The organism is Trinickia sp., assembly GCF_036503415.1.
GTDB lineage: Bacteria > Pseudomonadota > Gammaproteobacteria > Burkholderiales > Burkholderiaceae > Trinickia.
In genome coordinates, this window is sequence record NZ_DASXWY010000124.1 from 40,489 (window position 1) to 51,883 (window position 11,395).

Genomic DNA, 11,395 nt, shown 5'->3' on the forward strand with positions numbered 1-11,395 from the left:
TCACTCGCCGTATTTGCGCAAATAGCGCTCGTACGCCTCGCGCCAGGCGGGCTTGCCATAGGCGCCGCCGCTTTCATGCACCACGCTGATCGGCCAAGTGCCCATCGTCATGCCTTTGAGCTCGGCCTGACGGCAAAAATCGAGGTCGTAGAAATGAAAATCGAACTGCTCGTCGAAACGCAGCCCGCTCGCGACGAGCCGCTCGCTGTCCGCGGCGAGCAGAAGCCCGTCGAGCAGCTTGCAGGCCTGGCCCGACGGGCCGAACTGCGAAACGATATCGCAGGGGAAACCTTTGCCGTGCCCAACCGTGCCGCTCAGGAACTCCGGCTTGTCCCACTTGAGATCGGGCGAGAACGCCCACGACGGCTGTCGCGGCATGCGCCGCGTGTTGCCCGCCAGACCGACGATATCGAAGCGTTCGAGCGCTTCCCGTATGCGCTCGGCCCAGAAGAAGTCGCACAGCGATATGTCGTCGTGAATGAACACGAGCACGGCCGGATGCTCTTTCGCGTGCTCGATCGCGCGGTTGTAGATCGTCGAAAGACCCGTCGTGTTGTTGTCGAACAGCAGCAACTGCTGCACGGGGGGATGATCGTAGAGCTTGAGCGACCGGGCGAGCGCCGTGTTTTCGACGAACTGCGCTTCGGAGTATCGGGTGCCACATACAAGGCGGATCGGCTTCATCGGAATCGAGAGAGTGTCGGTTAAGGCCATACGGCGTGTTTACGCCGCTTCGAGCGTCAGATTGCTGCGCAGCGCAGCGGCGACGCGCTTGGGCGCATTCCAGAGCAGGACGTCGACGATCGACAGATGCGGTTCGTAGCGAAACGGCGCGGGATCGTAGGCGAATTCGGCCACGTCGGCGAATTCGAGCGCGACGCCGATGCGCGCAAACGCGGCAGGCTCGAAAAGCGCGCGGCCGCCGGCCGGATTGACATAGCCGGTCGCACCGAGCGCGTTGCAAACGAACGGGGCCCAGTCGCCCGCGTCCATCTGGTCGGGGAACTCGAGGTCGAGTTGCGAGCAGATCCGATACGAAAACGGAATGCCGAGATAGTCGCAAACGGTGCGCAAGCTGCTCACGTTGAGCGCGCAAAGCGAATCGTCGGCCGCGCCGGCAAACGCCGCGCGCACGAGCTCGCTCACGCGCGCATGGAACGGCGCATGCCGGCGAAACGCGGTGAGTTTGCCGAGGATGCTCGCCTGCGCGCCGGCCGGATCGAGCACGCGCGCCTCATGCGTGCGAATCGAGATCGAGCTGTTCGCGAGCGGCACGTTCAGGTATTGCCACCCTTGCTTCGGATGCAAGATGCGATTGCGGTTCATCCACGTCTTCGGCGTGTACTGCGTCACGTCGAAGACGATCCATTCGTCCACGGCCGCGATCAACGCGAAATGACCGAAGTACGGAAAGAAGTACGGTTGCATGATGCCGAGCTTCACGCGGCCACTCCTTCATGCGTCGCACCGGCGGCGAGTGCTGCGCCGATTGCCTCGCACACGCGGCCCACGGCAGCGATATCGACATGCGCGCCAATCGGCAGCCGCAACCACGACGACGCAATGCCGCGCGCCTCGATATCGTGGCTTGCGAGTACCGCGATCAACGCGTCGCGCGAGAAGCCCGCCGCGTCCTCGTCGAACGCGCAGACCACCGTTTGATGATTCGATGCGTCGACGCCGGACGGTACGACGAGGCGGATGCCGGCCAGACCGCTGAGGCCGGCGCGGTAGGCCTCGAAGCTGGCGCGGTTGCGCTCGCGATTGGCGTCGAAATCGTCGAGCGACATCAGGCCGAGCGCGGCCTGCGCTTCGGACATGCGCCCGTTGGATGTCTTGACCACCGATACGGGGCGGCCCGCGCCGTAGCTGCTGCGAATGTTGCGCAGGCGTGCGGCGAGCTCGTCGTCGTCCGTGGCCACGCAGGCGCCGCCGCCGGCATTCACGATATCGGCGGCATCGAACGAAAACACTTCGAGGGCACCGCCTTGACCGGCCCGCCGACCCGCCACCGTGATGCCGAACCCTTCCGACGAATCGAACATCAGCGGGAGATCGTGCGCACGCGCAAGCGAGGCAAGTGCCGCGGCATCGCACGCGCCTCCCCACAAGTTCGCGCCCACGATCGCGCCGACGCCTCCCACACGGCCCACCCGCTTGGCACAGGCGTTCACATCGAGCTGACCGCTCGCGGCGTCGGGCTCGACACTGAGCGTCGATAGGCCGCACCAGTTCAACGCATGCGTCAACGCGCTCGTGCAAACGCGCGGGACCAGCACGGGCGAAGCCATGCCGAGCGCCTCGCCGGCCATCATGAGCCCGATCGTGACGTTGGTCACGCATACGACGTGACGCGCGGCGAGCCGCGACTGCAAGCGCTCTTCGAAAGCGCGTGCGAGCGGTCCCTGGTTCGTGTAATAGCGCCGCTCGAAGATGTCGCGCATGGCCGCTTCGAAGCGGTCCCGGGACGGCATGTTGTGCTGGCCGAGCCGCAGCGGTGCCGCGAACGCGGGCGTCGCGGAGCCTTTGTTGTCCAACGCGCTGTTCATCGCATGGCCCTTCGCGCGGCATCCGCGCCGAGAATGGGCTGCGCGTGCGCCCGCATGAAAGCGAGCAAATCGACTACGGCATCGATGTCGTCGAGCGTGACGAACTCCCCGCACGGCAGGAGCATGAACCGCTCGGCGAGTCGATCCGTCACCGGCAGCACGGCCGGCACATACGGATAGGCCATCGGCTTGCTGTGCAGCGGCGGGGCATAGTAGGCGCGCGCAAGCACGTTCTCCGCATTGAGGATCTCGATCGTCAGCGCACGCGGGAGCGGCCAGTCATCGAGCAGCTCGACGACGATGTTCTTGTAGCTCGTCGGCTGCGATTCGTCGAAGGCGACGAGCCGGATGCCAGCCACGCCCGAGAGCGCGCGCCGATACCGCGCATAGCGGCTGCGATTGCGCTCGACCTGAGCGTCGAGCTCGTCGAGGTTGGCAAGCGCCATCGCGGCATGGACGTCGCTCAAGCGCGCATCGAGCGCGCCAGGCGCGACGAGGCCGCCGTCGCGCAGCGCCACGAGCCGATCGGCGAGCGCCTCGTTATCGGTCGTGACGTATCCGCCTTCGAAGCCGTTGACGAGCTTGCTCGCGTGAAGCGAAAAGCATTCCGCGTCGCCGAATGCGCCGACCTTGCGCGAGACGCCTCGCCCGTCGGTACAACGCTCGTAGACCGACTCGACGCCGTCGAACAGCAACGGCAGGCCGCTGTCCGCCGCCAGCTCGACGAGTCCGCTCGCATCGCAGCAGTTGACGATCGGATGAACGGCGAGCAGCAGTGCCGTGTCGGTGCCGATGCACGCGGCCGCCGTCTCGGCACTGATCGCGAGCGTGGCCGGATCGACCTCGCAAAAGCGCGGTACGAGCCGCGTCCAGGCCACGACATCGGCCATCCGCCGATAGGTCAGCGAAGGCATCACGACTTCGCGCCGCCCGGGGCGCGCGAGTTCGGCGATCGACGTGGCCAACGCCCAAAAACCGCTGCAGAACGTGACGCAGCGCGCGACTTCATGAAACTGGGCAAGGCGCGTTTCGAGACGGGCGGCGACGACGCCCGTGCCACCGGACGCATTGCCGGGCGCATCGAACATCGGCCGCGCATAGTCGAGAAAACGCTCGATCGACGGCTGAACGAGATTCGACGTCGACTTCGGCACGGCAAAGCGTTTGCGCCCACCGAAGAGCGCGAGATCGACGAGCCCGGATTGCTCGTGGCGTGCGTTCATCTCGCCTTCCCTGCCGCACCGTTCGCGGTCGCGCCACGGCGGCGCAGCAACACGTCGTAGCGATAGTGAACCGAGAAGAATCCGCCCGGCATCGTCGAGAAGCTTGCCTCCCAACCGGCGGCGGCCGCCATGTCGGCGAACGCTTCGCGGGTGCGCCAGAGTCCGATTTGCGCCTGATGATCGTCGAGTTCGCCCGGTAGCGGCTCACGCGGTGCATAGAAGGCGGCGGCGCGGGCGCGATCGGGCAGGTTGCCGATGAAGACCGATTCGACGTTGACGAAGCGCGTGTTCAGCAGCGCGAGCGTCGCGCGCGCATCCTCGTCGGAAAAGTAGGCGAAGCTGCCGTAGCAGAGCACCTTCGTGAAGCGTTCCGGTGTGGCTTCGGCGCGCAGATATTGCGCGGCGCCATCGGCGAAAAAGCTCACGCGCGGCGCTTGCGCGAAGTGCTGGTTGGCGATTTCGATCAGATACGGCGAAAGATCGACGCCTACGAGCGCGGCACAACCCTCGACGAGCCGATGCGACAGCGCACCGTTGCCGCACGCGAGATCGAGCACGACGTCGGCCGGCGTCAGCGACAGTTGCTGCTTGATCTCCTCGACGATCAGATCGATCTGCTCGTCCGGTACAGGCTTGCCGTGCACCGTTCGTTTGACCTGTGCCCAGAAAGCGTCGGGCGGGCAGGTGCGCGCATGCGCATCGTAATCGACGGTGGGATAGTCGCGCTCGGTGGCGTTGGCGTTTGACATGATCGATGTGGCGTATAAAGGGTTCGCTCGCCGTTTCAATTCGAACGGCCGCGCGCCGCGCAGGAAAGGACGACGTCGACGATGCGCTGTTGATCGTCGCTATCGAGATCCGGGTAAAGCGGCAGGCACAGTACTTCGCGCGACACTTCGTTCGCGACCGGCAAGTTGCGCGAATCGGACGACGGCAATCCGCGATAGGTCGGGAACTCGCTGATGAGCGGAAAGAAGTAGCGACGCGCCGCGATCTGATGCTCGCGCAGCGTCTGATAAAGGCCGTCGCGGCTCAGCGCGAAATCACGTGTGATCCGTACCGGGAAGTAGGCATAGTTGCGCGTGCAATGGGCGGCAGTCTCGTGCAGCACGATGCCCGGCACGCCCGCGAACGCTTCGCGATAGCGCCGATCGATTCGCGCGCGCGCTGCGATCACGTGATCCATATGCTCGAGCTGCAGCAGGCCGAACGCCGCCTGGACTTCGTTCATCTTCCCGTTGATGCCGGGCGCGACGACGGTCGTCTCGTCGATGAAGCCGAAGTTCTTGAGGTTGTCGATGCGGCGTTTCATCTTGGCGTCGCGGCAGACGATCGCGCCGCCTTCGAACGTGTTGAACACCTTCGTGCCATGAAAGCTCAACACGGAAAGATCGCCATACTCGAGCACCGAGCGCTCGCGCACGCGCACGCCGAACGCATGAGCTGCGTCATAGATCACGCGCAGTCCGTAGGTGTCGGCGAGCGCATCGATGCGCTCCACGTCGCAGGGATTACCGTAGACATGCACAGGCATGATCGCCGTGGTAAGCGGCGTGATGGCCGCTTCGATTCTGGCCGGATCGAGATTCATGCTGACCGGATCGATATCGGCGAACACGGGCCGAATGCCGTTCCAATGCAGCGCGTGCGTGGTCGCGACGAAACTGAACGGCGTCGTGATGACTTCGCCCGTGATCTTCAGCGCCTGCAGCGCCGTGATCAGCGCGAGCGTGCCGTTGGCGAAAAGCGATAAGTGCTCGACGCCGAGATAGTCGCACAGGGCCGCTTCGAGCCGCTGGTGAAACACGCCATTGTTGGTGACCCACTTGCGCTGCCAGATCTCCTCGAGATAGGGCGTGAACTCGGCGAGCGGCGGCAGATAGGGCTGCGTCACCGGCACGAAGCCCTGCTTCGGATCCGCGAGCGTCGATACACGCGTATTGATCGGGTGCTCGCCCTCGCCGGCTTGCCCGGCTTTGCCGGCTTGGCCGCTTTGTGCAGCCTCGTCGACACCGACCGGCTGCGGCGCGCTCGCCGACGCGTGCATCGCAGACCGATCGTCGAGGGGAACGGCGCTCGGCAATTCGTTAGGCTTCATCGGGAAAGCAGTCCTCATCAATCGTCAGCCGAACCGGATGCATGCGCATCAACCCGCGAATTCCGGCGCGCGCCCCTTGGAAAACAGGAAAAACGGTTCGCGTCCATTGCAGCCGAACGTCTTGGGATCGACCTCGGCGAGCACCTCCGTATGCGAGTAGAGATCGCCCGAGAGACCGGCCGCGCGGAACCGGTCGACGATATCGGCCCCGAAGAGCCGCACGTGATCGCTCTGTCCGAAGTAGTGCGTCGCGAATGGGCCGCTCACCGGCTTGTTGAGCTCGAAGGTATTGCGCAGCACCGGGGAAAAGGGCGTCTGGGCAATCAGATGGCCGTTCGACGCGAGGCAGCGGGTCAGCTCGGCCATTGCGCGGTCCGGATTGGCGACGTGCTCGAGCACGTGATTGCAGATGACCACATCGAAATAGCCATCCGGGAAGTCTAGCCGTTCCACGTTGAGTTGACGGTGATGGTGGACACGCGGGTGCAGATCGCCGACGACATATTCGAGCGGCGCGAGCGCGCGAATCCGCGGCTCGATACGCGCTTCCGGCGCGATGTGAAGGATCCGCTTTTGCGGAGCGTCTTCGAGCACGCGCGAAAAAGCGAGATAAAGCCACAGGTGCCGGTCGCGATCATTGCAGCCGCAGTTGGGGCACTGATAGTGTTCGAGCGTCGAACCCACCGATTCCACCTGCTGCATGAAGCTGCGATCGAGCCTGCCCGCTTCAGGATGAGGCAACCAGCCGGACACAGACTGCTCGCAGACCACGCAAAACGGTTGCTGCTGAGCCGGTTCAGCGGTTGCGGCGGTTGCGGCCGGTGCGCTCGCCACCGCCCCCGCGGCCTGCGCGCGCTTGTTGCGAGCGCCCACACGCTCGGCCACCGCCGCGCGCGCATGCGCGAGATCGGCGACAAAGCGCTCCGACGTATAAAGTTGATGAGGCGCAAGCTCGGTGAGTTCGCCGAGATTGGCCAGCAGACGCGCGATTTCCGGCAAAGCCGGCGCCCAGCGGCCGTAGAGCCCGCGAAGCGCGCGTTGCGCCCCTTCGAGCGTGGCCCCTCGCAAGTTCCCGGCAGCCGCTTCCCCACGCACCATCAGTTCCCACTCGTAGAGGCCCGCGCTGTAGTTCGCGCCCGCGGCCGCCGACGCTTGCGACGAATGCTGACGGAATGCGCTCAGATAGCCTCCGACGGCGAGCAGCGGGGCCTCCGCGGCACAGTTCAGATAGAGCGCCACGTCACCGAGGAAATCGAGTACCCACGTCCGGTAATCGAAAGCGCGCGAAATATCGACGCGGTCGCGCACGAGCATGACGTTGCTCGGCTCGCCGATGAAGTTGTTGATCCTGCCGATCATGTTCTCGACGAGCGACGCTCGGTCGATGAGCGCGGCCTGCCCGGACGGCAGCAGCGACGGCGGCGTCGCGATGATCGCATCGTTCTCGTCGATTATGACCCGTGCATGAAAAGCAAGCGCGACGCCGGGATTCACGCGCAGTGCGTTCACGAGCGTCTCGACCGACTCGGGCATCAGCATGTCGTCGTCGAAGAGCCACTTGACGTATTGGCCGCTCGCCTTGTCCCACAGTGCGCGCGAATTGCGTGTGCCTTTTTGGAAACCGTGATGGAAATACCGCACGCGTGGATCGTCGAACCGCTCGACGATTTCCCGCAGCACGCCCTGGGGCGTGTCGTCGCCGACGAGGATTTCGGTGTCCTCGAACGTCTGGTTGAGCGCGCTCAGGATCGCGCGTCCCAGAAACTCGGCCTTGTAGGCGGGAATGAGAATGCTGACTGTTGGCATTGAAGCGGTCCTTCGGTGATTGAGCCGGCGCGGCGACCGGGGCGCGGCGTCAGCGGTAACGAAGCTGCGGCGCCGAGCGGTTTTTGCGATGCTGGAAGATTAGCGGCGGCGATCGTGCTTCAATCGGCCAAACAGACGCCGATTTGGCCGCTATATTGGCGCTTGAGCCCGTGGAGCGGGGCTCGGAGGCTGGTACGGATGGACGATGATGCGCCAGGAAACGGCGGCCGGGCGGCTGAGCCGCCGCCCAGGAAGGATGCTTGTCGGCGCTCGGGCCCGCCTTGGGGCCCGAGGCGCGGTCAGGAACGCGCCGCGCTTTGCGGAGGCCGCGCCGCCAAGGGCCGGATGGCTTGTCGAACCGTATCGCCGGCCGGCTGCGATTCGTCGATCGAGGTACGGCCGCCGTCACGGAAAAACGCCTGTTCGGCCGCCTTATTCATGACGAGAACGCTGATGCGGCGGTTCGTCGGCTCGGCCGCGCCGTTGCCCGCGAGCGGCAACACGTCGGCAAGACCGCGCACCTGCAGCACCTTCTCGTCGTGCAGGCCGCCCGCGACGAGCGCCCGACGCGCCGCATTGGCCCGTTCGGCGGAAAGCTCCCAGTTCGTGTAGCCGACGGGGCCGCCCGCGTAGCGGACGTCGTCCGTGTGACCGGCGATCGAGATATGGTTGTCCACATCGTTGAGCGTTGCGCCGATCTGCTGAAGGATATTTACCGCGTAGGTTTCGAGCCTGACGCTGCCCAGCGCGAACATCGGCCGCTTTTGCGAATCGACGATCTCGATGCGCAGGCCTTCCGCCGTGATCGAGATGCGGATCTGATCGCGATAGGCGTTGAGCGCCGGCGTATGTTCGATCAGCGCCGTGAGTTTGGCCTTCAGCTGCTGCAAACGCTGCATGTCGGCCTGCTCCGGCGAGGGCGCCATTTTGGCGCTCGCCGGCTCGGTCTGGGTCTGTGCGCCCACGCCGGGCCGCGTATCGATGATGTTCTGCCCGCCACCTTGCACGATGCTGGGCCGCACCGCGTCGGCGCTTTCCTTGCCGTCGAGCATCGTCGAGAGCGGCGTGTTGAAATAGTCCGCGATGCCTTGCTTGTCGTACTTCGACGTCGAACCGAGCAACCACATGAGCAGGAAGAACGCCATCATCGCCGTCACGAAGTCGGCATAAGCGATCTTCCAGGCACCGCCATGGTGGCCACCGTGTTCCTCGCCCTTTTTGCGTCGTATGACAACGCTCATCGGCCGCTTTTCTGCGGCGTCGCGTGAAAGCCTGTCACCCATGCCGCGCCCCTTAGGCCTGCGCCTTCGCGGCGCCCTTCGTGGCGCGCACGGCGTCGTCGAGTTCCTGGAACGTCGGCCGATCGGACGTGAAGAGCACCTTGCGACCGAACTCCGCCGCGATCGAGGGCGCGTAGCCGCTCAGCGAGGCGAGCAGCACCGCCTTCACGCAGTGATAGGGCTTGGCGGCAGCACGTCCCTTGGCGTTGAGCAGATCGGCGAGCGGGCCGACGAATCCGTAGGAAAGCAGGATGCCGAGGAACGTGCCCACGAGTGCGCCCGCGATCATCTTGCCGAGCACGGCCGGCGCTTCGCCGACGGAGCCCATCGTATGCACCACACCCATGACGGCTGCGACGATGCCGAACGCCGGCAGACCGTCGGCCATTTTTTGAATCGCGTTGGCGACGATCGATTCTTCCGCGTGGTGCGTGACGAGTTCTTCATCCATCAGGTCCTGCATTTCGAGCACGTTGATGTTGCCCGTCGACATCATGCGCAGATAGTCGAGGATGAAATCGAGCAGATGGTGATCGGCGACGATGTGCGGATACTTCTGGAAGAGCGGGCTTTGTTCGGGCGCATCGACATCCGACTCCAGCGCCATCATTCCTTCCTTGCGGGCCTTTTGCAGCAGTTCGTAGAGCAGCGCAATGAGCTCGAGGTACTTCGCCTTGTCATAGCCGCGGCCATGAAACACGGTAGGCAGGCTTTTGATCGTCTTCTTGAGCGTCGTGATGGGGTTGCTGACAACGAACGCACCGAACGCGGCACCGAAGATACAAAGAAGTTCGAACGGCTGCAGGAGCGCCGGCAAATGCCCGCCTACACCAATGAAACTTCCGATCACCGAACCGAGTACGACGATCCATCCAATTGCGACAAACATGTTCTCTCCCTATAGCCGCGAGTGCATTCACTCGCGAGCCTTGCCGCGCGATGAGGTCGATGAGGGCGCCTTGCATCCGCTTAGCGCAATGCGAATGCGCATGCGCATGCCCGCGCTATGCCGAGCCGAGCGAGCGGCATGGGGCTCATGACCGATTCGATAGCCGCGGCGGCAAGGCTTCGTTTCCTTCTGACTTGCTAACGGCTCGGCAGAGGCCGGTCTGAAGACCGGGTTCATACGAAATTGCTCGCCGGTTGAGCCCCAATTACGCGGCTCGGTATGAATGACCGGCCCGCTGAATCGTCACGTTCATTTTTATTCGACGTTGGCTCGCGCCCTCATTCGGTCCGGTTTCCCAACGAAGCCCGGATCAATGCGCGTGGCCGCAACATCATCGAGGGCCATTCCACCCTGCCCGCGCCGCTCTGACGGTTCGGGTCAGAAGAGGCCACCCATGAAATCGATACGTTTTGCCAGTACGCGCCGATATCCGGCGCTCACCGCCGCAGTCGTGCTCGTTGCGCTGCTCTCTCCAGCGGCGGCGTCTGCCGCGCCGACCCTTTCCGCACCGCGCACCCAATTGTCCGACGGCGTGATCGAAGGGGTCGGTATCGACACGGGACAGACGCGGGTACATGCGTTTACCGGTGTCCCGTATGCCGCGCCGCCGGTCGGCCCATTTCGGTGGCGCGCTCCCCAACCCGTGGCGCGATGGGCCGGCGTGCGGCGCGCAACCGAATTCGGGCCGCGCTGCATGCAGTCGGACGGATTCGCAAAGACCTCCCGCTCCACGCGAATGAGCGAGGACTGTCTTTACCTGAATATCTGGGCGCCGCCCGATCCGCAGCGTGCCAAGCTGCCGGTCCTCGTTTATTTCCACACCGGGGATTTCGAAGGCGGTGACGGATCCGACGCACGCATTGACGGCGCGAATCTCGCGGCGAAAGGCATGATCGTCGTCACGGTGAACTATCGCCTGGATGTGTTCGGCTTTTTCGCGCATCCCGATGCCGCGCAGGAGTCCGGGTATGGCGCGGCCGGAAACTATGGTCTACTCGACCAGCTCGCTGCGCTCAGATGGGTGCGCGAGAACATCGCGCAGTTCGGCGGCGATCGCGAACAGGTCACCATCGGGGGCCAAGGCGCGGGTGCGGTGTCAGTCAGCGCGCACATGGCCTCGCCGCTCTCGCGGGGACTCTTTGCGCGAGCCATTGGACAAAGCGCCGGCGCGTTCACGCCAATCAACTTCTGGACGAAGGAATACGCCGAAGACGTCTCGAAAGCATTTGCGAACCGGCTCGGGGCGTCCACCCTCGAAGCGCTTCGCTCCCGCCCGGCCGAGGGGCTGCTCGATGTGCAAGACCCTGAGGACGAAACGCCCTTCGGATTCTGGCCTACCGTCGACGGTTATTTTCTGACCGAGCGGCCCGGGGCCGTCTTCGCTGCCGGCGGGCAAGCGCGCGTGCCGCTGTTGGTCGGATCCAACTCTCAGGAGGCGCACTTCAGTCGCGTCTTGGAAGGTCGTGCACCCACACCCGAAAACTGGCGGC

The 11,395-nt window shown here is 64.5% G+C and carries 10 protein-coding genes; 1 reads left to right on the plus strand and 9 read right to left on the minus strand.

Features of this window, described 5'->3' with window-relative positions; genetic code table 11:
* The 9 genes from VGL01_RS15935 to motA all read right to left on the minus strand — a co-directional run bounded on the left by VGL01_RS15935 (window position 1) and on the right by motA (window position 9,845).
* Window positions 1-684, minus strand: coding sequence for a glycosyltransferase family 2 protein (locus VGL01_RS15935; protein WP_331570938.1), 684 nt, complete (start codon window positions 682-684; stop codon window positions 1-3).
* Window positions 685-723: 39 nt separating this feature from the next.
* Entirely contained in the window at window positions 724-1,443 is a 720-nt protein-coding gene (locus VGL01_RS15940; RefSeq protein ID WP_331570940.1) for a WbqC family protein, read from the minus strand.
* On the minus strand, window positions 1,440-2,549 hold the full coding sequence (locus VGL01_RS15945) for a DegT/DnrJ/EryC1/StrS family aminotransferase (RefSeq protein ID WP_331570942.1): 1,110 nt from the start codon (window positions 2,547-2,549) through the stop codon (window positions 1,440-1,442). The genes VGL01_RS15940 and VGL01_RS15945 overlap by 4 nt, the downstream gene beginning before the upstream one ends.
* Entirely contained in the window at window positions 2,546-3,772 is a 1,227-nt protein-coding gene (locus tag VGL01_RS15950) for an aminotransferase class I/II-fold pyridoxal phosphate-dependent enzyme (RefSeq protein WP_331570944.1), read from the minus strand. Before VGL01_RS15950 ends, VGL01_RS15945 begins: the two co-directional genes overlap by 4 nt.
* Window positions 3,769-4,521, minus strand: a complete 753-nt coding sequence (locus tag VGL01_RS15955) for a class I SAM-dependent methyltransferase (protein ID WP_331570946.1) — start codon at window positions 4,519-4,521, stop codon at window positions 3,769-3,771. Before VGL01_RS15955 ends, VGL01_RS15950 begins: the two co-directional genes overlap by 4 nt.
* A 35-nt stretch (window positions 4,522-4,556) precedes the next feature.
* Window positions 4,557-5,870 carry a DegT/DnrJ/EryC1/StrS family aminotransferase gene (locus VGL01_RS15960; RefSeq protein ID WP_331570948.1) on the minus strand — a complete coding sequence of 438 codons (1,314 nt, stop codon included), beginning with the start codon at window positions 5,868-5,870 and terminating at the stop codon, window positions 4,557-4,559.
* A gap of 48 nt (window positions 5,871-5,918) precedes the next feature.
* The gene (locus tag VGL01_RS15965) at window positions 5,919-7,676 is read right to left on the minus strand and encodes a glycosyltransferase (protein ID WP_331570950.1); all 1,758 of its coding nucleotides are present in this window, start codon (window positions 7,674-7,676) and stop codon (window positions 5,919-5,921) included.
* A gap of 299 nt (window positions 7,677-7,975) precedes the next feature.
* On the minus strand, window positions 7,976-8,959 hold the full coding sequence (gene motB, locus VGL01_RS15970; RefSeq protein ID WP_331570952.1) for a flagellar motor protein MotB: 984 nt from the start codon (window positions 8,957-8,959) through the stop codon (window positions 7,976-7,978).
* A gap of 10 nt (window positions 8,960-8,969) precedes the next feature.
* A complete protein-coding gene (gene motA / locus VGL01_RS15975; protein ID WP_331570954.1) occupies window positions 8,970-9,845 on the minus strand; it encodes a flagellar motor stator protein MotA in 876 nt (291 codons plus the stop codon).
* A 454-nt stretch (window positions 9,846-10,299) separates the two neighbouring features.
* Here motA and VGL01_RS15980 point away from each other — a divergent pair.
* On the plus strand, window positions 10,300-11,395 hold a 1,096-nt coding region (locus VGL01_RS15980), incomplete at its 3' end, for a carboxylesterase/lipase family protein (protein ID WP_331570956.1).

What these genes read in the sequence shown, in the direction of transcription:
- VGL01_RS15935 (WP_331570938.1), bottom strand. Translation starts at nt 684, where the DNA reads ATGAAGCCGATCCGCCTTGTATGTGGCACCCGATACTCCGAAGCGCAG.
- VGL01_RS15945 (WP_331570942.1), bottom strand. Translation starts at nt 2,549, where the DNA reads ATGAACAGCGCGTTGGACAACAAAGGCTCCGCGACGCCCGCGTTCGCG.
- VGL01_RS15950 (WP_331570944.1), bottom strand. Translation starts at nt 3,772, where the DNA reads ATGAACGCACGCCACGAGCAATCCGGGCTCGTCGATCTCGCGCTCTTC.
- VGL01_RS15955 (WP_331570946.1), bottom strand. Translation starts at nt 4,521, where the DNA reads ATGTCAAACGCCAACGCCACCGAGCGCGACTATCCCACCGTCGATTAC.
- VGL01_RS15960 (WP_331570948.1), bottom strand. Translation starts at nt 5,870, where the DNA reads ATGAAGCCTAACGAATTGCCGAGCGCCGTTCCCCTCGACGATCGGTCT.
- VGL01_RS15965 (WP_331570950.1), bottom strand. Translation starts at nt 7,676, where the DNA reads ATGCCAACAGTCAGCATTCTCATTCCCGCCTACAAGGCCGAGTTTCTG.
- motB (WP_331570952.1), bottom strand. Translation starts at nt 8,959, where the DNA reads ATGGGTGACAGGCTTTCACGCGACGCCGCAGAAAAGCGGCCGATGAGC.
- motA (WP_331570954.1), bottom strand. Translation starts at nt 9,845, where the DNA reads ATGTTTGTCGCAATTGGATGGATCGTCGTACTCGGTTCGGTGATCGGA.